At 74.4% G+C, this 25,366-nt stretch carries 22 protein-coding genes; 6 read left to right on the top strand and 16 right to left on the bottom strand.

What is annotated here, in order from left to right:
- A complete protein-coding gene (locus JOF41_RS11860) occupies positions 1-378 on the bottom strand; it encodes an ATP-binding protein (protein ID WP_229795645.1) in 378 nt (125 codons plus the stop codon).
- A 22-nt stretch (positions 379-400) separates the two neighbouring features.
- The gene (locus tag JOF41_RS11855; protein WP_209618589.1) at positions 401-1,963 is read right to left on the bottom strand and encodes a fused response regulator/phosphatase; all 1,563 of its coding nucleotides are present in this window, start codon (positions 1,961-1,963) and stop codon (positions 401-403) included.
- A 175-nt stretch (positions 1,964-2,138) separates the two neighbouring features.
- On the opposite strand from JOF41_RS11855, the gene JOF41_RS11850 reads away from it, so the two are divergent.
- The 4 genes from JOF41_RS11850 (at position 2,139) to JOF41_RS11835 (ending at position 6,071) form a co-directional block, all read left to right on the top strand.
- Positions 2,139-2,504 (top strand): STAS domain-containing protein, encoded by a 366-nt coding sequence (locus JOF41_RS11850; RefSeq protein ID WP_189223715.1) that lies wholly within the window; start codon positions 2,139-2,141, stop codon positions 2,502-2,504.
- Positions 2,505-2,525: 21 nt separating this feature from the next.
- Positions 2,526-2,672 carry a DUF1059 domain-containing protein gene (locus tag JOF41_RS11845; protein WP_189223716.1) on the top strand — a complete coding sequence of 49 codons (147 nt, stop codon included), beginning with the start codon at positions 2,526-2,528 and terminating at the stop codon, positions 2,670-2,672.
- A 236-nt stretch (positions 2,673-2,908) separates the two neighbouring features.
- Complete coding sequence (locus tag JOF41_RS11840; protein ID WP_209618586.1) at positions 2,909-4,120, top strand: glycosyltransferase; 1,212 nt, start codon at positions 2,909-2,911, stop codon at positions 4,118-4,120.
- Between the two features lie 250 nt (positions 4,121-4,370).
- Positions 4,371-6,071 carry a helix-turn-helix transcriptional regulator gene (locus JOF41_RS11835; protein ID WP_209618582.1) on the top strand — a complete coding sequence of 567 codons (1,701 nt, stop codon included), beginning with the start codon at positions 4,371-4,373 and terminating at the stop codon, positions 6,069-6,071.
- Positions 6,072-6,278: 207 nt separating this feature from the next.
- On the opposite strand, the gene JOF41_RS11830 is transcribed toward JOF41_RS11835, so the two are convergent.
- From JOF41_RS11830 to JOF41_RS11810, 5 genes are all read right to left on the bottom strand, one after another.
- Positions 6,279-9,395: an AfsR/SARP family transcriptional regulator gene (locus JOF41_RS11830; protein WP_209618579.1), complete on the bottom strand. Its 3,117-nt coding sequence runs from the start codon at positions 9,393-9,395 to the stop codon at positions 6,279-6,281.
- Positions 9,396-9,449: 54 nt separating this feature from the next.
- Complete coding sequence (locus JOF41_RS11825) at positions 9,450-10,343, bottom strand: oxygenase MpaB family protein (RefSeq protein WP_307867383.1); 894 nt, start codon at positions 10,341-10,343, stop codon at positions 9,450-9,452.
- 129 nt (positions 10,344-10,472) lie between these two features.
- The gene (locus tag JOF41_RS11820; RefSeq protein ID WP_307867382.1) at positions 10,473-10,955 is read right to left on the bottom strand and encodes a metallophosphoesterase family protein; all 483 of its coding nucleotides are present in this window, start codon (positions 10,953-10,955) and stop codon (positions 10,473-10,475) included.
- Positions 10,956-10,966: 11 nt separating this feature from the next.
- The gene (locus tag JOF41_RS11815) at positions 10,967-11,152 is read right to left on the bottom strand and encodes a hypothetical protein (protein WP_189223722.1); all 186 of its coding nucleotides are present in this window, start codon (positions 11,150-11,152) and stop codon (positions 10,967-10,969) included.
- Positions 11,153-11,180: 28 nt separating this feature from the next.
- A complete protein-coding gene (locus tag JOF41_RS11810) occupies positions 11,181-12,770 on the bottom strand; it encodes a serine/threonine-protein kinase (protein WP_307867381.1) in 1,590 nt (529 codons plus the stop codon).
- 445 nt (positions 12,771-13,215) lie between these two features.
- Between JOF41_RS11810 and JOF41_RS11805 the strand changes: the two genes are divergently transcribed.
- The gene (locus JOF41_RS11805; RefSeq protein ID WP_209618574.1) at positions 13,216-14,403 is read left to right on the top strand and encodes a S8 family peptidase; all 1,188 of its coding nucleotides are present in this window, start codon (positions 13,216-13,218) and stop codon (positions 14,401-14,403) included.
- 108 nt (positions 14,404-14,511) lie between these two features.
- On the opposite strand, the gene JOF41_RS11800 is transcribed toward JOF41_RS11805, so the two are convergent.
- From JOF41_RS11800 to JOF41_RS11790, 3 genes are read right to left on the bottom strand one after another with little or no spacing between them, the layout of a single operon-like run.
- Positions 14,512-15,378, bottom strand: a complete 867-nt coding sequence (locus JOF41_RS11800) for an ABC-2 membrane transporter-related protein (protein ID WP_189223724.1) — start codon at positions 15,376-15,378, stop codon at positions 14,512-14,514.
- Entirely contained in the window at positions 15,375-16,220 is an 846-nt protein-coding gene (locus JOF41_RS11795) for an ABC transporter ATP-binding protein (protein WP_189223725.1), read from the bottom strand. Before JOF41_RS11795 ends, JOF41_RS11800 begins: the two co-directional genes overlap by 4 nt.
- A 15-nt stretch (positions 16,221-16,235) precedes the next feature.
- Positions 16,236-16,604 carry a GntR family transcriptional regulator gene (locus tag JOF41_RS11790; RefSeq protein WP_189223726.1) on the bottom strand — a complete coding sequence of 123 codons (369 nt, stop codon included), beginning with the start codon at positions 16,602-16,604 and terminating at the stop codon, positions 16,236-16,238.
- Between the two features lie 438 nt (positions 16,605-17,042).
- Between JOF41_RS11790 and JOF41_RS11785 the strand changes: the two genes are divergently transcribed.
- Positions 17,043-19,634 carry a fibronectin type III domain-containing protein gene (locus JOF41_RS11785; RefSeq protein WP_209618571.1) on the top strand — a complete coding sequence of 864 codons (2,592 nt, stop codon included), beginning with the start codon at positions 17,043-17,045 and terminating at the stop codon, positions 19,632-19,634.
- A gap of 66 nt (positions 19,635-19,700) precedes the next feature.
- Here the strand turns inward: JOF41_RS11785 and JOF41_RS11780 are convergent, their stop codons facing one another.
- The 6 genes from JOF41_RS11780 to JOF41_RS11755 form a co-directional block, all read right to left on the bottom strand.
- Complete coding sequence (locus tag JOF41_RS11780) at positions 19,701-20,261, bottom strand: hypothetical protein (protein ID WP_244989568.1); 561 nt, start codon at positions 20,259-20,261, stop codon at positions 19,701-19,703.
- A gap of 2 nt (positions 20,262-20,263) precedes the next feature.
- A complete protein-coding gene (locus JOF41_RS11775) occupies positions 20,264-21,424 on the bottom strand; it encodes a hypothetical protein (protein WP_209618569.1) in 1,161 nt (386 codons plus the stop codon).
- 38 nt (positions 21,425-21,462) lie between these two features.
- Complete coding sequence (locus JOF41_RS11770) at positions 21,463-21,909, bottom strand: FixH family protein (protein ID WP_209618566.1); 447 nt, start codon at positions 21,907-21,909, stop codon at positions 21,463-21,465.
- On the bottom strand, positions 21,906-23,381 hold the full coding sequence (locus JOF41_RS11765) for a DUF8832 domain-containing protein (RefSeq protein WP_209618563.1): 1,476 nt from the start codon (positions 23,379-23,381) through the stop codon (positions 21,906-21,908). Before JOF41_RS11765 ends, JOF41_RS11770 begins: the two co-directional genes overlap by 4 nt.
- Before the next feature lie 105 nt (positions 23,382-23,486).
- The gene (locus JOF41_RS11760; protein WP_209618560.1) at positions 23,487-24,167 is read right to left on the bottom strand and encodes a response regulator; all 681 of its coding nucleotides are present in this window, start codon (positions 24,165-24,167) and stop codon (positions 23,487-23,489) included.
- Positions 24,161-25,354, bottom strand: a complete 1,194-nt coding sequence (locus JOF41_RS11755; RefSeq protein ID WP_209618557.1) for a sensor histidine kinase — start codon at positions 25,352-25,354, stop codon at positions 24,161-24,163. The genes JOF41_RS11760 and JOF41_RS11755 overlap by 7 nt, the downstream gene beginning before the upstream one ends.
- Positions 25,355-25,366: the final 12 nt, after the last annotated feature.

The following is a 25,366-nucleotide window of genomic DNA, read 5'->3' as shown; positions in this document are numbered from 1 at the left end:
TCACGCGGGCAGCCGCGCCCACACCGTCTTGCCACCGGGACGGCGCAGCACGCCCCACTCGGCGCTGATCGCCTGCACCATGAGCATTCCCCTGCCACGCAGGGAGCCCAGCGTGGACCTGCCCGGTTCGGGCACCAGGTCCGGGGTGCCGTCGTCGACCTCGACGCGCACCGCGCCCGGAGGCAGCGACACCTTGGCGCACCACGGCGCCCTGGCGTGCTCGAAGGCGTTGGTGGCCAGCTCGGTGACCACCAGCTCCACGTCGGCCACCACGTCCGGGTGCAGGTGCGCCAGCAACCGGCGCACCTCGGCGCGCAGTTCCGACAGCGGAGGCCGGTCCGGGCCGTCCAGGTCGAACCGGTGCACGGGGACGCTCACCCGCCCACCCCCGGCAGTCCCGTCACGGACGCCGGAACACCAGCAGCGCGATGTCGTCCCGCTTGTCCCGGCCGAACCGCTCGATGAGCCGGTCGCACAGTTCCTCCCCGTCGTCGTCCCAGGACACCGCCGCGCGCAGCAGCTCCATGCCCTCGTCGAGGTCCACTCCGGAGCGCTCGACCAGCCCGTCCGTGGTGAGCACGACCAGCGTGCCCGGCGGCAGCGGCACCACCGAGGCGGGCGGGTGCGGCAGGCCGACGCCCAGCAGCGGTCCGGCCACCTCCAGGTAGCGCGCGCCCGCCGCGTCGGCCACCAGCGGCGGCACGTGCCCGGCGTTGGCCACGGTCATGGTGCCCCCCTCCAGGTCCACCAGCAGCAAGCACACGGTGGTCAGGCCGCGCAGCGGGTGGAAGCGCTCCAGCATCCGGTCCAACCGGGTCAGGAGCGCGACCGGGTCGTGCCCCTCCACGGCGTAGGCGCGCAGCGCGTGCCGGACCTCGCCCATGATGGTGGCCGCGGTGATGGAGTGCCCGCACACGTCCCCGATGGCCACCAGCAGCTTGCCGTCCAACTCGGTGACCTCGTAGAAGTCACCGCCGACTTCGGCGGTGGCCGAGGCGGGCACGTAGCGCACCGCCATCGGCAGGCCGGTGTCCTCGGGCAGGCTCTGCGGCAGCATCCCGCGCTGCAGCGCCAGCGCCAGGTCGTGCTCCTCGGCGAACGCGCGCAGCGCGTCGGCGGCCAGCGCGGTGGTCTGCGCCAACTGGCGCAGCAGGCCGCGGTCCTCGTCGGTGGCCGCGGCGGCGGCCTCCACCGCGACGCACACCGGCGCCCGCCGGGATTTGCCCCGTGCCATCGCCACCGCCGTCGCCATGCCCTCCCGGCCGGGGAAGTCGGTCACCACCGCCAGGTCGGCGTGCTCGGCGGCCACGGCCACTTCCCGCAGCACCGGAGCCACCAGCGTGCGCGTGGTCACCTTCACGCCGCCCGCCCCCGCGCCATCGGCCCTGGCCGCGCAGACCGCGTTGTCGGTGTTGCCGACCAGCACCACGGCGGACGTGCCGAACACCTCGGCCGTCCCCGTCGCGGCCGCGGCGGCCAGCTCGGCGAACGTGGCCGCGCCGTTGACGCGCAGCGTCGCGGCGGTGAGCCGGGCGAGCCGATCGGCCAGGCGCTCGGCCAGCCTGCGCGCCCGGTACGGCCGCAGCGACACCTCCACGGTGGCCAGCAGCTCGTCGGGGTCGACCGGCTCGGTGAGGTAGGCGTCCGCGCCGCGGTTGAGGCCCGCGGTCCGGGTGTCGGTCCCCACGGGGGTGGCCGAGACGTGGATCACCGGGATGGCCGAGGTGCGCGGGTCGGCCTTGATCCGCCTGCAGACCTCGTAGCCGTCGATGTCGGGCAGCCGCACGTCCAGCATCACCAGGTCGACGTCCTGCTCGCCCAGCACGCGCAACGCCTGGGCCCCGGTGACCACCTCGGTCACCTCGTGCCCGCCGCGGCGCAGCCTGCCCGCGGTGAGGCAGCGGCTGGTCTCGAAGTCGTCCACGACCAGGATGTGGGCGGGCCCGTGGGTCGGGGAGTTCATCGGGGCACCGTCCTTCGCAGCCACCACAGCTTCCCGCACGGCGGGGCGGGCCGCATCCGCCGGGAGGCGGGAGGCGGCACCGGGCCCGCCGGGCCGCGGGAGCCGTGACGATCTACGATTTGCCGTGTTCGAGATCCCCCATGTGAGTGAGCCAGGAGAAAGGGACGAGTCGCGCATGAGCAGGCCGGAACAACCCGCGTCCGCCGTGGCGGATTCAGCCCTGCGGGTGACACGCGAACGACGTGGTGACGCGGAGGTCGTGACCGTCGCGGGCGAGATCGACATGGCCACCGTGGAGCAGCTGCGGTCGGCCGTGCGCGCGGCGCACGAGACCGACCCCCGCCTGCTCGTGGTAGACCTGACAGGAGTCGGGTTCCTGGCTTCCACCGGGCTCGGCGCGCTGGTCGAGGCGCACGAGCTGTGCGGGCAGGCGCTGCGCGTGGTGGCGGCGAACCGGGCGGTGCTGCGGGCGCTGGGCCTGGTGGCGCTGGACCGGGTGCTGGTGGTGCACCCGACGCTGGACGAGGCACTGTCCGCCTAGGACGGACCGGGAAGGACGAGGATGAAGCGCAACATCACCTGCCCCTGCGGCGAGCGGATCACCGGCCAGGACGAGGACGACCTGGTGGCGAAGACCCAGCAGCACCTCAAGGAGAACCACCCCGGTCACGACTACTCCCGTGACGAGATCCTGTTCATGGCCTACTGATCCGCTCCGCACCGGCACGAGCAGCACCCTCGGCTCGTCGTCCCGCCAGGGCGACGAGCCGAACCGCGTTCCGGGGCGGCTCGGCCGCCGCACGGGCCGGGAACCGGTGGCGCAGGAGGGGATGACGCTCCCCGCCACCTTCAAGGTATAGCGGTCCAGGGGGCTTGCGGCAAGACCGGGGACCTGCTCCACACTTGCCGCCCGAAGCCGGGACGTGCGCAAACAGGGGGCCGGGAATGCGTGTGCTGCTGACGTCGTGGGGGTCGCGCGGGGACGTGGAACCGCTGGCGGCACTCGCCGTGGCGCTGCGGGGGCTGGGCGCCGAGGCACGGGTGTGCGCACCGCCGGACGAGGAGTTCGCCGAACTGCTGGCCCGCGTAGGCGTACCGCTGGTGCCACTGGGGCCGACGGTGCGCTCGGTGGTCGCCCGACCGGAGCGCCCGACGGTGGAAGACGCTTTCCGGCTGGCCGCCCGGCTGGTCGCCGAGCGGTTCGAAACGCTCCCCGCGGCGGCCGAGGGGTGCGACGCGCTGGTGGCGACCGGTCTGATGCCCGCGGGCGCGCGGGACGTGGCCGAGAAGCTGGGCATCCGCTACGTGCTCGCCTGCTTCCACCTGCTCGGGCTGCCGTCGCGGCAGTTCCCCCCTGGGGCGCGGCCGGGCAAGCCGTCCCCGGAGGGCGAGACCGACAACCGGGTGCTGTGGCAGCAGGACGCCCAGCGGGTGAACGCCTTGTACGGCGAGGCGCTCAACAGCCACCGCGCGGCGATCGGCCTGCCGCCGGTGGACAACGTCCGCGACCACGTCCTGACCGACCGGCCGTGGCTGGCGGCGGACCCGGTGCTGTGCCCGTCGCGGGGCATGACCGACCTCGACGTCGTGCAGACCGGGGCGTGGGTGCTGCCCGACGACCGCCCGCTACCCGAAGGACTGGAGTCCTTCCTGGCGGCGGGCGCGCCACCGGTGTACGTGGGTTTCGGCAGCATGGCCTCGTACGTCCCGAAGGACATCGCCCGCGTGGCCATCGAGGCGGTCCGCGCCCAGGGCCGCCGGGTCGTGCTCGCCCGTGGCTGGGCCGGGCTGACACCGGTCGACGACGCCGAGGACTGCTTCGTCGTCGGCGAGGTCAACCAGCAGGCGTTGTTCGGCCGCGTGGCCGCCGTGGTGCACCACGGCGGCGCGGGCACCACGCTGACGGCCGCCAGGGCGGGCGCGCCCCAGGTGGTGGTGCCCCAGATCGCGGACCAGCCGCGCTGGGCCGCCAGGGTAGCCGAACTGGGCATCGGCGCGGCGCACGAGGGCTCGACCCCGACCTCGGACTCCCTGTCCGCCGCGCTGGCCGCTGCCATGAGACCGGAGACCCGAGCGCGGGCCGAGGCCGTGTCGGGCGAGGTCCGGGCCGACGGGGCGGCGGTGGCCGCGCGGCTGCTGCTCGACACGGCCGGGTGAACCACGACGACGCCGGTCCCACCGGTCCGCGCAGCGCGCTGCGCCGGACGGGCTGGGCAGTCGCGCTGCTCTCGTGGGGTCGCTCCCCCGCCGCTGGCGTCCTCCCGGTGAGTCCGGGGTGCTCCGACCACCGGTGGCACTCCCCGCGTCCACCTGGTGGTTCGACGTGATTGGTCGACGTCGGCGCTCCCCTGGCCCACGGCAAGCGCCTGCTCAGCGCGCGCTCAGCGGCGCTTCCCAGGATGGGGCGATGAGCGAGGCGAAGACGGGAACCGGGGCCGCGCCCCACTGGCCGTTCCTGGGTCGTGACGAGGAGGTTCGGGTCGCCGTCGCGGCGTCCCGCCCCGGTGTGGTCCTCTCGGCCCGCCGGGCCGGACTCGGCCGCACCAGCACCGCCCGACGGGCCGCCGCGGTGTGGTTGGCCGGTGGCGGGCGCACCGAGTGGGTCACCGCCACGCGCAGCACGGCGACCATCCCGTTCGGCGCGGTCCGGCACCTGCTGGCCGATCCCGACCCCGGCGGGGACCGGCCTGCCGCGCTGCGCAAGGTGCGCACACGCCTGCACGGCGCGCTCGTGGTGGTGGACGACGCCCACCTGCTCGACGACGCCTCCGCCGCGGCCGTGCACCACCTCGCCACCGCCGGTGACGCGGTGCTGCTGGTGACCACGCGCGAGGGTGAGCCCGCGCCGGACGCGGTGACCTCGCTGTGGAAGGACGAGGTGCTGGCCCGCGTCGAACTGCCGCCGCTGTCGGTCGCGGCCACCGCCGGGGTGCTGCGCGAGGCGCTCGGCGGCCCCGCCGACGAGGTCAGCGCCCGGCTGCTGCACGAGCGCAGCCAGGGCGTGCCCGCCAGGCTGCGCGACCTGGTCACCTCGGCGCGGCGGTCCGGTGAGCTGGCGCCCGGCCGGGCCGGGCTGTGGCGCTACCGCCCCACGGGCTCGTTGACGCCTCCGCGCGTCCGCACGGGTATGGGGCTGGTCCGGGCGTTCCTGGACGGCACCCTGCCCGGCGCGGGTGGGCTGGCCGCCGAGCGGTACCGCGCGGCCGTGCGCACCGGGTCGGCGGCGGACGCGGGCGGCTGGGCGGTCGGTCGGGGGGTGGTGGCCCGGCTGCGCGGCGACGTGAGCACCGCGATCGAGGCGCTGCACCAGGCGGTCACCCTCCTCGACGGCCCCGAGCCCGCCGGTCCGGTGCGGTTGTGCTGCGCGGAGCTGGCCTCGGCGCACGCGCTGGCCGGTGACGCGGCGCGAGCGCGGCAGTGGCTGGACCAAGCGGTCACCGCCGGGCGGGGCTTCGAGCCGTGGGTGGAGCTGGCCGCGGCGTGGACAGCGGCGGCCGGGGGCGATTCACTGCGCGGCGCACGGCACGCCCGCGCCGCCGCCGCTGTGGCACGCGACCGCGGCGACCACGCCTTCGAGGCGACGGCGCTGTACGACGCGGCCCGGCTCGGCTCACCCCGGCCGGTGCGGCGCAGGCTGGACGAGCTGACCGGCCTCCTGCCCGGTCCGGCCGCACCGGTGCTGGCGGCCGCGGCGACCGCGTTGGCGTCGGGCGACGCGACGGCGCTGGACGGGACGGCGGCCGCGTTCGAGGACCTGGGGATGCCGCTGCTCGCCGCGGAGGCGGCCACGACCGCGGCCTTGGCGCACCAGCGCGCGGGCCGAGCGGTCGCGGCGGTCCGCTCCCGCGAGCACGCCGCTTCGGCCCGGCTGGAGTGCCCGCTGGCGCGGACCCCGCTGCTGCTGGTCGAACGGCTGGTCGGGTTGACGCCGAGGGAGCGGGACATCGCGGCGATGGCCGGGGAAGGGCTGTCCAGCCCGGCCATCGCGCGCCGGTTGGAGTTGTCGGTGCGGACCGTGGACAACCACCTGGGGCGGGTCTACGCCAAGCTCGGTGTGACGGGCAGGCGCGCCCTGAGGGCGGTGCTCCAGCCTCGCGGCACCCGCTGAGTCCCCGCGCCCTTGGTGCGAGTGGGGCCTGCGGGGACTCGGGTGTTCACGACCTCGACCGGAGCGGCACCTCACCACTCCGGCCGAGCGGGCGACTCGGTCAGCCGGGCGTGCCGCGGTACCAGTCACCGGCCGAGGTGCACACGGTCACCTTGAGGCCGCGCGCGAACGCGGAGTTCGCGGTACCCGAGCGTTCGACTCGCGGGGTCAGGGGGTGAGGGCCCTGGCTCGGGTCAGGAGGCGGGTGGTGGCCTGCTCGCCCTGTCGGTGGCCGATCTCGCGGTGCAGGTCCAGCGCCCTGCTCGCGGACTCCACCGCGGCGTCCACCGCTCCGGCCGCCAGGTGCAGCTCCGCGCACAGCGTGCGGGCCCGTGCCTCCAGCAGGCGGTAGCCGGTCTCCACCGCCACGGCCAGCGCGCGCTCGGCGTCGGGCAGGTCGCGGCGCGCGGCCGCCAACCCGATCATCGCCTTGACCTCGCCGAACCGGTACGACGCGGCGCGCGCGGTGGCCAGCGCCTCGCGGAGGTGGCCGATCGCCTCGGCGTGCCCGCCCAGCGCCTGGTGCGCCAGGCCCAGCACCACCAGCACGTCCACCTCACCGCGCCGGTAGCCCGCCTCGCGGGCCAGCTCCAGCGCGTCGCGGGCCAGCCGCGCGGCCTCGGCGTGCCTGCCCGACTCGTGGTGGGCGGCGGCCAGCTCGCCCGTCGCGTCGGCCTCGCCGCCCCGGTCGCCCAGCTCGCGGTGCAGTGCCCGCGCCCGCTCCAGGTGGTCCGCCGCGCCGTCCAGCTCGCCCAGGTCCCGCCAGACGCCGCCGAGGTAGGTCAGGCCGTTCGCCTCGCCCTGTCGCGACCCGATCTCCTCGTTGATCGCCAGCGCCTGCGCGTGCTTGTCCAGCGCCTGGCGCAGCCTGCCCAGGTGCCGGTAGACGATGCCCAGGTTGCTCAGGTTGTTGAACTGGTTGGTCAGCCTGCCGGTGCGGCGGTTGAGCTCGAAGGCCCGCTCGTGGTGCTCGGCGGCCTCGACCAGCCTGCCCGAGGTGCGCGCCAGGTTGCCCAGGTTGCCCAGCGCCGCGGCCTGCCCCTCCAGCCAGCCGCCGCGCCCGCCGTGCTCCAGCGCGCGGGTGGAGTACTCGGTGGCCTGCCGGTGGTGGCCCTGCCGGTGGTGGGCGTCGGCGATGCTCAGACACGCCGCAGCCTGCGCGCGGTCGTCCTGGTTGGCCTCGCCGATGCTCAGCCCGGCGTGCGCCACGGCCAGCCAGTCCACGGTGTGCATCCGCAGCCAGAAGTAGCCGCGCAGGGCCTCGGCCAGCAGACCCGCCTCGGGCAGCGGCCGGTGCCGCGCCGCGTGGGTCACCGCGGCGACCAGGTTGCCCCGCTCGGCGTCCAGCCACTCCGAGGCCGCCGCGTGGTCGGCGAACACCGACTGGGGCGCGGGCCTGCCGGGCAGCGTCAGCCGGATCATCTGCGGGTAGAGCACCGAGGCGGCGGCGTCGACCGCCCGCAGGTACCAGCGGTGCAGCCGCAGCACCGCCGCGTCCCGCTCGGCGGCGGGCAGGTCCTGCTCGCGGGCGAACAGCCGCAGCAGGTCGTGGTAGCCGTAGCGGCCGGGCGCGGGCCGGGTGAGCATGTGCGCGGCGGCCAGCTCGTCGAGCAGCCCGGCCACCTCGGTCACCGGGTCGCCGCTGAGCGCGGCGGCGGCCTCGGCGGTGAAGTCCGCGCCGGGGAACGAGCCGAGCAGGGCGAACAGCCGCCGGGTGGGCTCGCCCAGCGCCGCGTGGGACAGCTCGAACGCGGTGCGCACGGCGGTCTGCTCGTCGCCGTCGACCCGCAGCGCGGCCAGCCGGTTGCCCGCCAGCCGGTCGGTGTAGGAGGTCAGCGACCCGGTCGGGTTGGTGATCAGGTTGGCCGCGGCGATGCGCAGCGCCAGCGGCAGGTGGGCGCACAGCTCCGCGAGCCGGACCAGCGCCTCGGGCTCGGCTCGGGCGCGCCGCGCGCCGAGCAGGCCGGTCAGCAGTGCGCGGGCCTCCTCGGCGGTGAGCACGTCCAGCGGGACGCTGTGCGCGCCGTCGCGGGCCACCAGGCCGGTCAGCGCGCCGCGGCTGGTCACCACCACCGCGCAACCGGGCGTGCCCGGCAGCAGCGGTCGCACCTGCTCCAGGTCGCGGGCGTCGTCGAGGACCACCAGCGCGCGGCGGCCCGCCAGCTCGCTGCGGTAGAGCGCGGCGGCCTCCTCCAGGTCGGTTGGCACCCGGTCGGGCGGCACGTCCAGCCCGCGCAGCAGCCGCGACAGCGCGGTCAGCGGCGGGGTGGGCGGCGCGGTGGCGTTGCCCTGCAGGTCCACGTGCAGCTGACCGTCGGGGAACCGGTCGCGGGCGCGGTGCGCCCAGTGCCTGGCCAGCGCGGTCTTGCCCACGCCCGGCGTGCCGGTGATCACCACGATGGGCACCGCCCCGGTCTCGTGGGCCTGGCCCACGACCCGGTCCAGCAGGCGCAGCTGCCCGGCGCGGCCGGTGAACAGGCTGACCCCGGCGGGCACCTGGGCGGGTACCGCGCGCGGCCGGGCGGCAGGCCGGGACGGCAGCAGCCGCAGGTCGTCGGCGAGCACGGCGCGCTCCAGCTCGCGCAGCTGCGGCCCCGGCTCCACCCCCAACTCCGAGACCAGCAGGGCGCGGCCCGCGCGGTAGACCGCCAGCGCCTCGGCCCGCCGCCCGCACCGGTACAGCGCGGTCATCAGCAGCGCGCGCAGTCCCTCGCGCAGCGGGTGCCGCTGCACCAGGCGGGTCAGCTCGTCGACCACCTCGGCGTGGCGGCCCAGTTCGACCTGGGCACCCAGCCGCAGCTCCAGCGCGGTCACCCGGCGCTGCTCCAGCCGCGTCACCTCGGCGGCCAGCGCGTCGCTGGCGGGCACGTCCTGGAACGCCTGACCGCGCCACAGCCGCAGCCCCTCCGCCAGCCGCCCGACCGCCGCCTCCAGCTCGCCCGCGGCCAGCTCGCGCTGCGCGGACTCCACGCAGCGCTCGAACACCGCGGCGTCCACCTGCCCTTCGGGCACCACCAGCTGGTAGGCCGCGCCGCGGGTGACCAGCCGGGCCCCGCCGTTGTCGCCAAGGAGCCTGCGCAGGCGCACCACGTAGCCCTGCACGGTGTTCAGCGCGGTGCGCGGTGGGTGGTCGCCCCAGATGGCGTCCACCAGCCGGTCGGCGCTGACCGCGCGGCCGGGCTCGGTCAGCAGGACCGCGAGCAGCACGCGCTGCTGCGGCGCGCGGACCGCCGCCCAGTCGTGGCCGTCCCAGACCTGCAGCGGACCGAGCACCTGGAATAACATCGGCTCACCCCGAGGGTGAATCTACTCACGGCGGGATGGCGTTACCAGGTCCGGTCAACCGGCGGCCCGATCATCCCCGTGCGGCGCATCCACGACCGGGGGCAGCGCCCAGCGCACCACCCTGGTGACGCCGTGGCCCGCCAGGCGGGCGGCGGTGGCTTCGAAGACGGGCAGGAACGGCAGGCGCAGCGGCAGCCGGGTCCACACCGGCAGCGAGGCCACCGCGGCGGCGGCCAGCGCCGCGTAGGGCGCCCGCACCGGCCCCGGGATCGGCGGCTTAACCAGCAGGAACCATGCCGCTTCCCGCGCTTCGGGGGTGCCGCGCAGCTCCGGCCGGTACGCGGCGAGGCGGGCGGCCAGCGCGGCGGTGGTGGTCGGCGGGTCGGGCACCCCCAGCGCGAGGGCCACCCGCGCGGTGTCGGCCACGTAGCCGTCGGCCTCGGCCGGGGTCAGCGACGTCGCGCCGTAGCGCTGGTGGCAGCGCAGGAAGCTGTCCACCTCGGCCACGTGCACCCACTCCAGCAGGTGCGGGTCGGCCGCGTGGTAAGGCACGCCGTCGGCGGTGACCCCGCGCACGCGCTGGTGGATCGCGCGGACCCGGCGCACCGCGGCCTCGGCGTGCGCCGCGGTGCCGAAGGTGGTGGTGGCCAGGAAGGTGCTGGTGCGCTGCAACCGCCCCCACGGGTCCTGGCGGTAGTCCGAGTGCCCCGCGACCCCGGCCATGGCCAGCGGGTGCAGCGACTGCAGCAGCAGCGCCCGCAGCCCGCCGACGAACATCGCGGCGTCGCCGTGCACCCGCCGGATCGGCCGGTCCGGGCCGAACCAGCGGGGACCGGCCGCGCCGTGGATGCGGTCGCGGGCGCGCTCGCCCTGCGGGCCCGCGACGCGGTCGAACAGCGCCGCTCCGACGCGCTTCCTCAGCGGCTCCAGGTTCAGGTCCACGTCCACGTCCCTTCGGCACCCCGGCGGTTCCGACTCACGCCGCTGGGTGCGCAGGCGCACTGCCGATCGACGCCCTGTGCTCTCAAGACGCCTCGGAGAGGTGACCCGGTGCGGTCGGGGCAGGCCCCGTCCCGGTCAGGTCACCTCGACGATACGCGCTTGGACCAGCGATCCTTCCTCGATCCGCAGCAACCCGATGGTGCCGTGCGGCTGGCGGCGGCGGTCCGTGGGCGATCCGGGGTTGAACACGCGCACCCCGTCACCGGTCGCGTCGAGGGGGATGTGGGAGTGGCCGAAGACGACGAGCCGGGCGTTCGGGAAGCGGCGGCGCATCCGGGCGGTGCGGCCGGTGGCCGGGCCGCTGTCGTGGACCATCGCCACCGGCAGTCCCGCCAGGTCGAGCTCGACGGTCTCCGGCGCGCCCCACGCCGCCACGTCCGGTCCGTCGTTGTTGCCCAGCACCGCGGTCACCGGCGCGTACTGGGCCAACTCGTCGAGCACCGGCGCCACGCAGACGTCCCCGGCGTGCAGGACGACGTCGGCGTGGCGCAGGTGCTCGGCCACGGCGGGCGGGCAGGACTTCCAGCGACGCGGGGCGTGCGTGTCCGACAGCACCACCACGCGCACGATCAGCCCCGGTCGGGGTCGTCGGCCACGGACCGGTCGGCCGTGCCGATGGTGCCGGTCGGGTCGGCCTCCGGCCGGTTGGGCCTGCCCGGTTGGAGCTCGCCCCGGTCGACCGGGTCGGCTCCCTCCTCGGCCAGCGAGGTGCGCTGTTCGGCGTCCTGGTCGCGCATCGGGTCGGTGTGCTCCATGCGCCGGGACTACCCGATCGGGCCCGACCTACGCGCCGCGCTGGCTGTCGAAGGCCCACTGGCCGTTGACGTTGACCATCGAGTAGACGTGCCGCTCCCGCTCGGTGTGGCCGTCCTTGAAGGTGTAGGTCACCGTGGCGAAGACCTGGTCGCCCTCGGACCGCACGTCGGAGACCGCCACCGCGCTCATCCGGTTCCAGAAGTCCTGGTAGTTGGCGAACGACAGGTTGCGCTCGGCCTTGAAGCGGTCGGTCAGCCTGCCGAAGGCGCTCTGCTGGTCACCGGGCAGCAGGCCGTAGTAGTCGATCACCGCCTGGTCCGGGCCGACCTGCTGGGGTGGCTGCTGGGGCGGCTGCTGCTCGGTGGTGGTCGTGGTGGTCCCGGTGGTGGTCGTCTGCTGCTGGGACGTCGCGGTCGTGGTGGGTTCGCCGGACGTGGCGGGCGGCGGCTGCTCACCCGCGGAGGTGGTAGTCGCCGCAGCGGTGGGGGTGGTCCCGTCGCCGGAGGGTTGACCGTCGTCGCCCAGGTTGCGGGTGAGCAGGAAGGCCAGCGCGGCGACGGCCAGCACCACCACGGCCAGCAGGGCGATCCGGGCGCGCCGTCGGCCGCTGTCCCCCGCCGGTGGCTCGGGGGTCGGAGCCGGTGCGGGGACCAGGGGTTCGGGAGTCGGGGACTCCGGAGCCGAGGACTCGGCAGCCGGGGGCGCGGTGGTGGGTGCCACCGGCTCGGAACCGGCGGGCTCCGGCTCCACCGGCTCCTCCACCAGCGTCGGCGCGGGCGGGGTGGGAGTGCTCAGCACCGCGGTCGGCGCGGGGTCGAGCACGCGGCCCTCCTGGAGCATCTCCGCGGCCTCGGCCATGTTCGGCCGGGTCGAGGGCTCCGGGTCGAGCAGGCGCTCCAGCACCGGCGTCAGCGGCCCGGCGTGCCGCGGCGGCGCGTACTTGCCCTCGGCGACGCGGTGCAGCAGGGCGATGGTGTTGCTGTCCAGGCCGAACGGCGGCTCCCCCTCGACGGCGGCGTAGAGCGTCGCGCCGAGCCCGTAGACGTCGGACGGGAAGTCGGCCTTGGCGCCGCGGGCCACCTCGGGGGACAGGTACGCGGGGGTGCCCACCAGCATCCCGGAAGCGGTGACGGTGACCTCGTCGGCCGCGCGGGAGGTGCCGAAGTCGGTGACCTTGACCGTGCCGAACTCGGTCACCAGCACGTTGGCGGGCTTGACGTCGCGGTGCACCACGCCCGCCCGGTGGGCGGCGGCCAGGCCCGCGGCCAGCTGCGCGCCCAGCCGCTGCGCCTCCTCGTGCGGCAGCCTGCCGCGCTCGGACAGGATCGCCGCGAGGCTGCGCGAGGGCAGGTACTCCATGACCAGCCACGGGTGGCCGTCGTGCTCGACCACGTCGTAGAGCGCGATGACGTTGGGGTGCTGCAACCGGGCGGCCATCCGCCCCTCCCGCACCGCCCGCCGGGTGGCCTCGTCGTCGAAGCCGGTGTGCGACAGCAGCTCCTTGACCGCGACGACCCGCCGCAGCCGGGTGTCCTGGGCCCGCCACACCACCCCCATCCCGCCCGAGCCGATCCTGTCAGTCAGCCGGTACCTCCCGGCGATCGTGCGGTCCTCCACCGGTGCTCCCAACCATCGCCGCGCACGTTCGGCTTATGGGATACCCAATCGAGTGAGGGATGACTCACTCACTGTTCCCATGCCGTCGTTCAGCCTTCCAGGTGTGCCGCCGACAGGTGAACGGGGCCTCCTTGATCCATTCGGGTGCACCCGATCACTCCACTCCGGACCGCGGCGGGGTCGGCCTGCCGGATGGCTGCAAGCCCGTTGCAGGCCCGTTGCAGGAAGGGTCGGGGACGCTGGTGCCATCCCCGAGCGGAGGTCCCCCGCCATATCCGGTGCGGACCGCGCAGGCGGGTGCAGCCCGCCGGGTCCCTCCCCATGGGGGTGGGGAGGGACCCGGTGCCGTTCCGCGGCCAACGGCTCCGATCGGCCCTGTCGCGGACCACGGGGCCGTGCTGTGGTTTCCAGGAGTCCCCGAATCCGCCCCGCGGTTGGAGGAACGATGGAGATCAAGCACGTCCTGGCGGCGGTGCTGCTGACCGGAGCGGTCGCCGCACCCGCGAGTGCGGCACAACGGGCGGTGCTCTACAGCGGCCACGGCGAAGCCGTCGACGGCAGCTACGTCGTAGTCCTCCACCCCGGACAGGACACCGCCGCGGCGCGCTCGCTCGTGACCCGATCGGGCCGCGTGGAGCACACCTACACCTCGGCGCTGCACGGCTTCTCGGTGCGCGCCACCCCGGCCGCGGCCAGGAGCCTGGCCGCGGACCCGCGAGTCGCCTACGTCGCCCAGGACCTGGTGGTCCGGCTGCCCGACGCGGTTTCCGCGCGGGAGGTGGTGGTGCAGCCGGACCCGCCGTCGTGGGGCCTGGACCGGATCGACCAGCGCTCCCTGCCCCTGGACGCCAAGTACCACCACGCGAACACCGCGCCGGACGTGCGGGCGTACGTCGTCGGCACCGGCATCCGCTACTCCCACCAGGAGTTCGGCGGTTCGGCGGTGCCGGGCGTCGACGCGGTGGGCGGCGTCACCCCGCCCGGCGGCGACTGCAACGGCCACGGCACGCACATGGCGGGCACCATCGGCGGGCAGAGCACGGGCGTGGCCAAGGACGTCACGCTGGTGTCGGTGCGGGTGCTGGACTGCTCCGGTGCGGGCTCCTACAGCCAGGTCCTGGCGGGCGTGGACTGGCTGACCCGCGACAGCGGCGGCAGGCCGTCGGTGGCGCTGATGAGCCCGGGCGGGTCGTTCTACCGGCCGCTCAACGACGCGATCACCGCCTCGATCAACGCCAACGTGCACTACTCGGTGGTCTCCGGCGCCTCCGGGGCCAACGCCTGCGACTTCTCCCCCGGCAGCACGCCGCTGGCCACCACCGTCGGCGCCACCGACCGCACCGACGCCAAGACGAGCTGGTCCAACCACGGCGGCTGCATCGACGTGTGGGCGCCCGGCGCGCAGATCACCTCGGCGTGGGGCACCGCCGACGACGTGTACGCCACCATCAGCGGTGCCACCGCCTCCGCCCACGCGGCGGGCGCCGCCGCGCTGTGGCGGCAGCGGTTCCCGACCGACCCGGCCACCGCGGTGGCCGACGCGCTGCGGGCCAACGCGACGCCGGGCGTCATCGGCGGCCTCGCCCCGGACTCGCCGAACCTGCTGCTCTTCACGGGCGCGGTCCCGTCGTGACAGCCGCCCCGAGTCGCGCGTCCGGACACCGCGAACCGAGCGGTCGGGCACGTCGGGTAGTAGTTAGCGGCCCGTGTGGAGGCCTCGGGTAGTACTTGCAGACGTTGGTCAGGCCAGGCGGAGACGGCGGTGCAGCACCCAGGCGCCCAGGCCCAGCAACGCGGCGCTCAGCGCAAGGAACACCCCGGCCTCGACCGCCTGGAACGCCCAGAACCGGTCGTCGGGGTGGAACAGCGCGTGGACGCGCACCTTCCCCTCCTCGAAGCACCGGTTGACGTCGTCCCCGCAAACCGCACGCAGGTCCACCGGGTTGCCCGCGCCGTCCACGTAGCTCGTCTCGACGCGCCACGCCTTCTCCCGCAGCATGGTCGAGTCGACCACGCCGCCCTGCGGCTCGGCGTAGTGCGGGCGCAACCCGTTCCCCACCGCGATCAGCACCGGCACGTACCCGACGATGGCGGTGACCATGGCGCCCAGGGTGTTGCGCACGAGCAGCCCCGCCGTGGCGCCGAGGGTGAAGGCCAGCGCGGTGTACGCGCCGATCGCCACCCCCTGCACCTCGAAGGACGGGATCGCCAGGCGGGCGCCGCGCAGGGTGGACAGCGCCGGGTCGGCCCAGGCGTTCACCAGGCCCAGCAGCGTCATGCCCAGGACCACCGGCAACCCGGCCACCGCGATCTTGGTCGCCCACCAGCGCGTGCGCCCGATCGACTGGGTCAGGCTGAACACGTGCGCGCCCTGCTCGATCTCCCGCGCGAACAGCGGTCCGCCTGCGAACGCGCCGAGCAGCACCGGCAGGGCGAGCAGCAGCAGTTGGAGGTAGCCCAGGTACATCCCGTACTTGTCCTCCACCGCCGTCTCGTCCAGCGACCTCGCGTCGAAGCCCGTGTAGACCATCACCGCCGCCAGCGCGGTGATGATCGCCAGGCTGATCAGGACCTGCAGCCGCTGCTGCCGCCACGCCACCCAGGTCATGCCGCCACCGCCCGCGCGGACCGCAGGTACGCCATCGCCAGCTCCTCCAGCGACGGCTCGTCGGCTTCCCAGCCGGGCACCGGACCGGTGCGGGCGATCACCGTCGCCTGCCGCTCGGTGGTGCGCGCCTCCACGACGCCGTCGGGCATCACCAGCTCGCGCGAGCCGATCAGCACGCGGTGCTGCGCCAGCAGGTCCTCCACGTCGCCCTGCAGGCGCACCCGTCCGCCCGCGAGCAGCAGCAGGTGGTCGCACACGCCGTCCAGGTCGGCGATCACGTGCGAGGACAGCACCACGGTCATGCCGCTGTCGGCGACCTCGGCCATCAGGGTCCGCATGACGTCCTCACGCGCCAGCGGGTCCAGGTCGGCCAGCGGTTCGTCGAGCAGGACGACCTCGGGTCGCCTGCCCAGCGCGATGGCCAGCGCCACGCGGGTGCGCTGGCCGCCGGAGAGCGTGCCCACCTTGGCCTGCGGCGGCACGTCCGCCTCGCGGACCAGCCGCCAGGCGTACTCGTCGTCCCACGACGGGTTGAGCACCGCGCCCGCGCGCAGCATCTCCGCCACGGTGAACCCGCGGTAGAGCGGCTTGTCCTGGGCCAGGAAGGCGAGCTTGCGGTGCGTCCCGTGGCGACCCGGCTCCTCCCCGAGCACCCGGATCGAGCCGGTGGTGGGCCGCAGCAGGCCGGTGGCCAGCCGCATGAGCGTGCTCTTGCCCGCCCCGTTGGGCCCGATCAGCGCCGAGATGCGACCGGTGGGCAGCTGGAACTCGCAGTCGCGCAGCCCCCAGCCGCGCCGGTAGCGCATCCCCAGCGCCGTCGCGTCGAGCGCGTAGGTGGTCATCCTTGTCCGTTCCCCTCAGTAGTGGGCGTCGAGCTCGGCTTTGAACAGGGCCTCGACGTACTCGCGGTCCAGCCCGTCCGCGCGTGCCCGGCGCACCCAGTCGGTCAGCTGCTCGCGCAGCTCCCCCGCGTCCGGTTGGGCCAGCGAGGCCGACACGAACGTGCCCATGCCCCGCTTGCCCTCCACCAGCCCCTCGCGCTCCAGCTCCCGATAGGCCTTGAGCACGGTGTTGGGGTTGATGGCGGTGGCGGCCACGACCTGCTTCGCGGTCGGCAACTGGTCGCCGGGCCGCAGCAGACCCAGCCGCAGCGCGTGCTTGGTCTGGTCGACCAGCTGCTGGTAGGTGGCCACACCGGAGCGCCGGTCGATCCGGAACTCGATCACCCATGACCCTTTCACTAGTTAACTAGTGAAAGCAGGATGCAGTACGGCCGCCGCGGTGTCAACCGCCGCCCCTCGGCGAGCGAAGCGCCGCACAGGGGCCACCCCTGCCGCACGACCGCCGAATTCCCGCCCGGAAACGCCCGTTGGCGATTTCACGACAAGGCGGCGAAACCGCGCCACCCCGCCCCTGCGGTTCCCGAGGTCCGCCAATACCGCCATCGACAGCCGTTCGCAATTCCTTGATCACGCGGACTCCCTACGCCGAACGGTCCAGCGCAATAAGCCACTCGTGGGGACCGCTCTTCGCTTTCTGCACTTTTACGGACCAGGTCGACACAATTCGTCACCACGAACAGAACCGTCGAGCGATATCCGATGCCCGCTGACCGCGCTACGGTCAGACGGCTTTCATTTCTCGCGATCGAGGGGATGAACTCCGTGAGACCACGCCGTGGTTCCGCACGCCTTTTTTCGCCGCTCATCGTCCTTTTCCTGGTCCTCGCCACCATCGTCGCGCCGGTCGGCACCGCGCAGGCGGCACCCGGCCTCGGTGCTCCGCACATCACCGAGGCGTACTCCCGCGACGAGGCCGCCGACGTGGTCTTCGTGGCCGCCAACCAGCACCGCGACCCGGCTGCGGAGTGGTCGATCACCATCACCGCGGCACCGGGCGGCCAGAGCGCCGTGGTGAAGAACCGGGAGAAGACCTCCGCCCGCGTCAAAGGACTGACCAACGGCACGAAGTACCGGTTCACCGCGGTGGAAACCCTCGGTCAGGCGTCCTCCCCCACGTCCCGCAGATCCGAGCCGGTGGTGCCCCGCACCGCCCGCAGACCCCTGCCGCCGACCATCGACTCGGTGTTCGGCCGGGAGGGAAGCCTGGTGGTGCACTGGAATCCCGGCGCCGACCGGGGTGCCCCCATCACCGGGTACACAGTGAGCGCCTCGCCGTCGGGCCGGAAGGTCACCGTCGACGGCGACACCCGCACCGCCACCCTGACCGGACTGCCCAACGGCAGGGCGCAGACCGTGTCGGTGGCCGCGACCAACAAGATTGGCACCGGCAAGGCCGCCACCTCCCCCGACGCGGTGCCCAAGCCGCCCTACGCGCCGAGCAGGCCCCGATCGGTGTCGGCGACCCCCTCGGCCGACGGAGTCCAGGGTTCGCTCGACGTCGCCTGGCAGCCGCCGAAGGACGATGGTGGCGCGGCGATCACCTCCTACACCGTCACCGCTTCGCCGGGCGACAAGTCGGTCTCCGTTCAGGGATCGGTGCACCAGACGAGGCTGACCGGGTTGAACCCCGAGGTGGTGCACACGGTGTCGGTGACCGCGGTCAACGGCACGGGCGACCGGCTCGCCGCAGCGGCCACCGCCAAGGCCAAGCCCGGTTACAAGATCAACGGCAAGACCGTCAAGCTGACCGCGAACAGCATGGACGCCATCAGCCGCGTCGCCCGCGACCGCGTGGTGTTCGAGCAGGCCACCCCGCAGGTGAAGAAGCTCGACCAGGGACAGATCATCGTTGCCGAGGCCAGACTGCCCAGACCCCGCAAGGGCTTGCTGCGCAAGATCACGGAGGTGCGCACTTCGGGCGAGAAGGTAGTGCTGATGACCACCGACGCCAGGCTCCAAGAGGCGATCGACACCTCGTCGCTACGGGTCGCCCCCAGGGCCGACTGGATGCGCGGCGGGCAGGTCCGCTCGCTGGTGCCGGAAGCTCGCGTCGAGGCCGAGCAGTCGCTCGGCGGGTTCGGCACGGACTTCACCTTCAAACCGCAGTCGCACTCCAGCGAGACCAAGGAGCAGTCCGAGGCCCACGTGGGCTTCGAGGCCTCGGTGACCGGTCACGTGGCGATCACGCCGGACTGGTCGATGGACCTGGACATGTCCTGGCTCAAGCTCAAGAGCGCCTCGCTCACCGCGCGCGCCACCGTCCAGGCGTCGATCACCGGCCAGCTCACCCCGCAGTTCTCCGGTTCGTACCAACCCGAGAAACCCCTGCTGGAGTACAAGTTTCCATGCTTCACGACCTGGATCGGCTGGTTCCCGCTGGTGACGTGCCCCGAGTTCACGCTCAACGGCACGCTCGGCGCCGAAGGATCACTGCAGTTCACCTTCAACGCCTCCTACGAACAGGTCGTCGGCGGCAGCCTCTCCTACAGCGGCGAGACCGGTGAGTGGACCCCGAAGACGCTCACCACGGCTCCGGCCACCACCTTCGACCCACACCTGGGGGCAAAGGCGCAGGTCAAGCTCGCACTACCGGTCGACCTGCAGATCCGGCTGTACAACGTCGCCGGTCCCGGCCTGCAGGTCACCCCGTCGCTGGCCTTCGACGCCGACTCCGACCGGACGCCCTGGGGCAAGGTCCTGCTCGGCGTCAACGTCGCGCTGACCTTCCGCGTGCCGCCGCTGGGGTTGGACCGCAGCACCAGCGTCTACACCGACGAGTGGCCGCTCTGGGAGTCCAGCGGCAAGATCACCACCCTGAGGGTCTCACCGACCACTCGCCGGGTGAGACCGGGCGAGAGCACGCAGTTCACCGCCGAGTCGGTCGGGTGCGACAACGCCCAGCCGATCACCTGGTCCCTCGCGGAGCCCGCGCTCGGCTCGATCACCCCCGACGGGCGCTACACCGCGCCTGCCTCCGGGTCCAGCCAGGACCGGGTGATCGCCACCCAGACCGCGTCGGCGACCTGCGACAGGAGCACCGGGGAGGCGTTCGTGCAGAGCGGCGTGGTGGCGCCCAGCGCGCCGCAGGGCCTGGCCGCCCGCTGGGAGGGGGAGAACCTCGTGCTGACCTGGTCGCCACCCGCCGACGACGGGCACGAGGCCGTCCTCTACGGCGTGGTCGCCTGCCGCTGGACCGACTTCGGCGACTCGTGCGCGTTCTACGGGGAGACCCCCCACACTTCCGCCACCATCGGACCCGATCCCAACACCGCGGGCCAACTGGTCCGGGCCACCGTGCTGGCGCGCAACAGCGCGGGCAACGGCCCGCCTGCGGCGTACGTCGACTTGCACTGACCAGGTGCACCGAGCAGCCCCGGTCGACGTGGACGCGGCATCGACCGGGGCAGGCGGGTGACCGGATCAGGTCGCGAACGCGGTCCCGATCCGGTCACCCGGCCGCGACCTGCGCCAGACCACCACGAGGAACAGCACTCCCATGATCATCGGGATGACGCTCATGGACCAGCTCAGCGCCATCGGCGGGCCGGGTTGCTCCAGCACGCTGAGCCGGGGCAGGACCCCCTCGCCCCGACCGAGCGGTCCGTCCACCGAGAACCGGAGCGTCCACGGGCCGGGGTCGTCGAGCGCGTAGACGTCCAGACCCCACACCTCCCGCTTGCGCGGGTGCCGCGAGAGCGGTTCGGTCTCCCCCGAGCTCGGGTCGGCGTCGGGCATCAGCTCGACCGTCCCGCTCCGGTCGGCGATGCCGCCCTCCGGCATGAACGTGAAGTCCAGCGAGTGCAACCCGCGCAGCGGCCACTCGCTGAACCCGACCGTCACCGGGTAAGGGCCGACCTGCACCTGCTCGGTGTGGACGATCTCGACCGGTTCGTAGGCGAGCGCGGGCGTCGCGGTGGCCAGCGGCAGGGCGAGTGCCGCCGCGGCGGCGAGGGCCGCGGCGCGCAGCCATGAGGTGCGCATGATCAGTGTCCTCCGGTGGTGGCGGGGCTGGGGGCGGTCGCGGCGGGAGCGGCCTCAAGGGTGCGGAGCATGACCGCGAAGCGGACGCCGAGGTGCCCGGCCAGCGCCCCGAGACCCACGCCCAACAGCGCGGTCAACGCGGTCTTGCCCAGCTCCTGCAGCGGTTCCTGGCCCACGACGGCGAGCTGGACCGGCATCGTCACGGCGACGACCAGCCCCACGGCCGCGCCCGCCAGCGGGGCGACGCGAGCGGGTGACCAGCCGCGGGAACGGCCCGCGGCGAGCAGGGCGGTCAGTCCCGCCGTCATCGGCAGCAGTGCCATGGGCAGCATCGCGGGCACGTCCGGCGAGGGCTCCCGGAACTCCCGCAGCGGCAGGCCCACCGAGTTCGCGTACTCCGCCGTCGCCCACGGGGAGAACCACCACAGCAGCGCCTGGACACCCACCGCGATCAGGCCGATCGCCACGACGTCGCGCCCGGTCCGCAGGAAGTAGGCCGCGGTGACCAGCGCCAGCGCCGTGCAGAACGCGATACCCGCGTGGAAGGCGTTCACCGCTCCTTCGAACTGCTTCAGCGCCAGGAGCGGGACGAGCACGAAGAAGACGAACATCAGGACGGCGAGCTGGAAGCCGCGCCGCCCCCACGCGGTCCGCCCGGCCGCCGCGCAGGTGATCACCGCGCCCATCATGGTGAAGGTGATCGACAGCAGCAGGGCCACGTGCGGCGGGGAGGCGATGGTCACGTCGAACCCGTAGGTCGTGTGCCAGATCTGGTCCCACAGCCCGGCGGTCAGGAACACCGCCACCGCGACGCCGGTCACCAGGTAACCGAGGGGGGCGGAGAAGGTCTTGCCGAGGACGTCGACGGCCTGCCCGCCCGCCGTGAGGGCCACGGAGCGGCCCGCCTTGGCGGCCGCCGTGGTGCGCAGGACCATCACCAGGCTGGTGATGCCCGCGATCGCGCTGCCCGCGTAGATGAACAGGTGGGGCAGCGTGAAGAAGGTGTCGGGCCCGACGTCCCCGTGCCACTGGATGTCCCAGCTCATCCCGACCAGCGACAGCATCGTGCCGATCAGGATCGTGGTGCTCGCCGCGATACCGGCGCGATCCGCGCGGGTAGCGGCTTGCGCCGTCGTGTTCCGCCCTGGTGAGAGCCGATCCATGTCTTCTCGTTCTCCTGCTTCTCGGTGTGGTGCGCCGGTCATCCGCTGACCAGCAGGGGGAACACGACCCGGTCATCGCCGTCCGGGCCGCTCAAGCGCACGGTGAACTCGTACTGGCCGCCCATGGGCAGCGACACCGCTTCGGCGCGGTAGGCGCCGGGTGAGGTCGCGGAGGGCCGCACCGTCGACAGCACGTGCCCCATCTGGGGCATCAGCACCTCCAGCTCGATCTCGTCCGGTGTGGACGGTCGGCCGTCGGCGCCGGTCACGGTCAGGTCGACGGCGGTGGTGCCTGCCCGCGCGGCGGCCACGGTCAGGTTCACCGCGTGGCGCGCGCCGCCCGCCCGCAGCGTCGCGGGGCCGCCGCCCGCCGCCCCGGCGAGCACGACGGCGAGCGCACAGGCCGCCACCAGGCACAGCAGTCCGACCAAGCCGAGCACGAATCTCCGGTCGTGCTTGCGGTTGGTGACGAATGGGGCCCTCATCGGCCTTCCTCTCGCTCGGCGTCCTCGCGGCCGGTGATGGTCAGCTCCACCGGGACGGTCAGCACCGAGTAGTGCCGCTCGGCCTGGAGCCACACCAGGTACCGGCCCGGTAGGGAGAAGTGGTGGGTGAAAGTGGTGTCGGGGCCGTAGGCGGCGACCGTCTCGTCCGGCTGGCCGCCGGGCCCGGTCGGGACCATGTGGTGCACGTGCCCCCAGACCGGCGCGTCCTGCGCGGCCCGCCCGACGTCCTGCCCGCCGCGCAGCGGGCCCACCACGATCATGTGGCCGACCATGCCCAGCCACGGCTGCAGGTCGTTCCCGGTGCCGAAGCGCGCGTGCACGGTGGTGGCCCCAGCGGTGTCCAGGCCCTCGGTCCGCACCACCACGTCGGTGCCACCGATCCGCCGCGGCCCGTCGCCCGCCACCGGGGCAGGCGCGGTGGTGCCCGTGCCCAGGTCGAACCCGGTGGCGGAGCGGAGCAGTTGCACGCCGCCGCCGCGCCGGGCGATCTCCGCGGACACCGCGTAGTGGCCCTGTTCGGTGGAGTCCACCAGCACGCGGTAGGTGCCGGGGCCGGTGCGAGCCGGGTGCAGGTGCCGCAGGCCGCCCGAGGGCGTGACGACGACCAGGTGGACCAGTGCGCTGTCGTGCACGAGCAGGTCGTCGGCGGGTGCCCCGCTGGAGCCGTCGGTGACGGTGAGGGCCAGGTCGGCGCCGGTGGGCACCGGTCGCGCGGCCACCACCAGGGTGGCGGGCGGGCGGGAGAAGTCCTGCGGGGCCAGCGCTCCGCCCGCGTAGGGGTCGCGGACGTTGTCGACCGTCGCGTCCAGTTCCACGCCCGGCCTCGGCGGCGGGGGCGCCAGGCCGGTGAGCAGCGCGCCGACCACGCCCACGGCGATGGCCGCGACGACGCCTGCGGCCGGGATCAGCGGCACCCAGGCGCGGCGGGAGAGCACGGCCGTCGCGATGGCCAGCACCAGCAGCACGCCCGCGGCGAGGAACCCGTTCTGGGACAGCGACTGGACCGGCGAGACGACGGGGGCGGGCACCACGAACGGGATGCGCCCGGTGTGCTCGCCGTCGTCCAGGACCAGTTCCCACGGTCCCACGACGTCGACGGCCAGGTCCGCGTCGTAGGAGCCGGGCTCGGCGCCGAGGTCCAGTCGGGTTTCGCTGGGGCTGCCCGCGGCGTCGTCGCCGGAGCGCACCCCGGTGGGCGCCGCGGACAGCCGGATGCCGCCCGCGGGGGTGCCCGCGTGGGTGATCACGTTGACCCGCAGCGGACCGGGCACCACCTCGACCGCGCGGACCACCACGGTCAGCTCCCGCGTGCCGAGGGTCTGCGCGACGTGGACGTCCTGACCCGCCGGACCGCCGTCGGCCCAGGCGGGCGCGGCTCCCGACAGCAGCGCGACGACGACGCACAGCACCGCGCTGAAGCGGGCGAGTGGGGTGTGTCGTTGGTTTCTCATCACCGACGAAACTAGGGATCGCCCACCCCTCGGGGCGTCACGTGCGCGGGGGTTTGCGGTCCCCCTGGCGGGTGATCGACAACCCCGACCCGCGCCGGTGCGCGGTCAGGGTCGCGCGGGTCGGCGGCCCTCCCCCACCGCCCGCACGACCCCGTTGGTGTGGGCGAACACCGCCGCGTGCGCGCGGTCGCGCAAGCCCAGCTTGGCCAGCACCCGCGACACGTGGGTGCGCACGGTCTCCTCGCCGAGGTGCAGGTGGGCGGCGATCTCGGCGTTGGTGCGGGCGTCGGCGAGCAGCAGCAGCACCTGGTGCTCCCGCACGGTCAGCCGGTCCAGCTCCGGCGGCGGCTCCGGCGCGCGGACGCTGGTGGCGATGCGGGGCGCCAGGCGGCGGGCCACGGAGGGGTCGATGGCGGTGTCGCCGCGACCCGCGACCCGGATCGCCGAGACCATCTCCTCGGGCGGGATGCTCTTGAGCAGGAAGCCGTTGACCCCGGCGCGCAGCGCCCGGTGCAGGCTCTCGTCGCTGTCGTAGGTGGTCAGCACGAGCACCGCCGTGGTGTTGCCCGGCGCGGCCACGATGGCCTCGGCGGCGGTCAGCCCGTCGGTGTTGGGCATCCGCACGTCCAGCACCGCCACGTCCGGGCGCAGCCGGGCGACCGCCTCGACCGCGGCGCGGCCGTCGGTGACCTCGGCGACGCAGGTCAGGTCGGGCTGGGTGTCCACGATCGCCCGCACGCCCGAGCGGAACAGCGCGTGGTCGTCGGCGAGCAGCACGGTCAGCACATCGTCTCCTTGGCGAAGCGGGCGCGGACGCGCCAGTGCGCGCCTCCCGCGACGGGGCCGATCTCGACGTCGCCCTCGAACAGGGCGACGCGCTGGCGGATGCCGTCCAGGCCGCGGCCGGGCGAGGACGAGCGGGGCCGGGCGGGGGCGGTGGGCAGCGGATTGGTCACGGTCAGGGTGATCCCGTCGTCGCCTCGGTCGAGCCGCACGGTCACCGGGCCGGGCCCGCCGTGGCGCAGCGCGTTGGTCAGCGCTTCCTGCGCGATCCGGTACAGGGCCAGGTCCAGCGAGTCCGGCAGCGCGGTCGGCCCGGTCCCGGTGGCGGTGAAGGTGACCGCCAGCCCCGCGCGCCGCACGCCCGCGAGCAGCTCCTCCAGGTTGTCCAGACCGGGTTGGCGCTGCGCGGCCGCGTCCTCCCTGCCGTGCAGCACGTCGAGCAGCCGCCGCAGGTCGACCATCGCCGCCCGGCTGCCGATCTCCACGGCGTGCAGCGCCCGGCCCACCGCGCTGTCCTCGGCATCCGGTGCGGCGATGCGCGCCGCGCCCGCGTGCACCGCGATGGCGCTGACGTGGTGGGAGATCACGTCGTGCAGGTCGCGGGCGATGGCGCTGCGCTCCTCGGCCACGGCCTGCGCGACGGCCATCCGCTCGTCGTGCTCGCGGCGCTCGGCGAGCCGCTCCAGCGCCGCGAGCTGGCCGCGCCGGGTGGTGGTGTGCCGTCCCACCACCCACGGCAGCACGCCGTTGCCCAGGACGGTGAAGACCAGGGCGGCTCGGCCGTGCGCGCCGTCCGGCGCCAGCAGGGCGTTGGCGGCGACCGCGGTGCCGAGCACGACGAGCGTGCCCAGCGCGGGGGTGAGCGGCAGCCACGCCCCCGCCAGGTAGCCCGCGATCAGCACGCCGGTGCCCGACAGCTCGCGGGTGCTGTCGTCGGCGAGCAGCAGCGGGGCCGCGATCAGCACCACCGCGTGCAGCGCCGCCACGCCGCCGGAGAAGCGCGGCGGAGCGGCCAGGCAGGCGTCGACCGCCGCCACCAGGACGAGCACCGCCCACTCCCTGGGGGACAGCGCGAACTGCGGGCCGCTGAGCAGGAACTCGCCCACGTCTGCGACCAGGCAGATCACCGCGGCCAACCAGGACCGCCGCGCCAGCCTGCCCCTCAGCTCCCGCGCTTCCTGCGCGCTCACGGCGCGGACGCG

The organism is Saccharothrix coeruleofusca (assembly GCF_017876325.1).
GTDB lineage: Bacteria > Actinomycetota > Actinomycetes > Mycobacteriales > Pseudonocardiaceae > Actinosynnema > Actinosynnema coeruleofuscum.
This window is presented reverse-complemented; position numbering and strand designations above follow the sequence as displayed.

What these genes read in the sequence shown, in the direction of transcription:
- JOF41_RS11855 (WP_209618589.1), bottom strand. Translation starts at nt 1,963, where the DNA reads ATGAACTCCCCGACCCACGGGCCCGCCCACATCCTGGTCGTGGACGAC.
- JOF41_RS11850 (WP_189223715.1), top strand. Translation starts at nt 2,139, where the DNA reads ATGAGCAGGCCGGAACAACCCGCGTCCGCCGTGGCGGATTCAGCCCTG.
- JOF41_RS11845 (WP_189223716.1), top strand. Translation starts at nt 2,526, where the DNA reads ATGAAGCGCAACATCACCTGCCCCTGCGGCGAGCGGATCACCGGCCAG.
- JOF41_RS11840 (WP_209618586.1), top strand. Translation starts at nt 2,909, where the DNA reads ATGCGTGTGCTGCTGACGTCGTGGGGGTCGCGCGGGGACGTGGAACCG.
- JOF41_RS11835 (WP_209618582.1), top strand. Translation starts at nt 4,371, where the DNA reads ATGAGCGAGGCGAAGACGGGAACCGGGGCCGCGCCCCACTGGCCGTTC.
- JOF41_RS11830 (WP_209618579.1), bottom strand. Translation starts at nt 9,395, where the DNA reads ATGTTATTCCAGGTGCTCGGTCCGCTGCAGGTCTGGGACGGCCACGAC.
- JOF41_RS11815 (WP_189223722.1), bottom strand. Translation starts at nt 11,152, where the DNA reads ATGGAGCACACCGACCCGATGCGCGACCAGGACGCCGAACAGCGCACC.
- JOF41_RS11805 (WP_209618574.1), top strand. Translation starts at nt 13,216, where the DNA reads ATGGAGATCAAGCACGTCCTGGCGGCGGTGCTGCTGACCGGAGCGGTC.
- JOF41_RS11800 (WP_189223724.1), bottom strand. Translation starts at nt 15,378, where the DNA reads ATGACCTGGGTGGCGTGGCGGCAGCAGCGGCTGCAGGTCCTGATCAGC.
- JOF41_RS11795 (WP_189223725.1), bottom strand. Translation starts at nt 16,220, where the DNA reads ATGACCACCTACGCGCTCGACGCGACGGCGCTGGGGATGCGCTACCGG.
- JOF41_RS11780 (WP_244989568.1), bottom strand. Translation starts at nt 20,261, where the DNA reads ATGCGCACCTCATGGCTGCGCGCCGCGGCCCTCGCCGCCGCGGCGGCA.
- JOF41_RS11775 (WP_209618569.1), bottom strand. Translation starts at nt 21,424, where the DNA reads ATGGATCGGCTCTCACCAGGGCGGAACACGACGGCGCAAGCCGCTACC.
- JOF41_RS11770 (WP_209618566.1), bottom strand. Translation starts at nt 21,909, where the DNA reads ATGAGGGCCCCATTCGTCACCAACCGCAAGCACGACCGGAGATTCGTG.
- JOF41_RS11765 (WP_209618563.1), bottom strand. Translation starts at nt 23,381, where the DNA reads ATGAGAAACCAACGACACACCCCACTCGCCCGCTTCAGCGCGGTGCTG.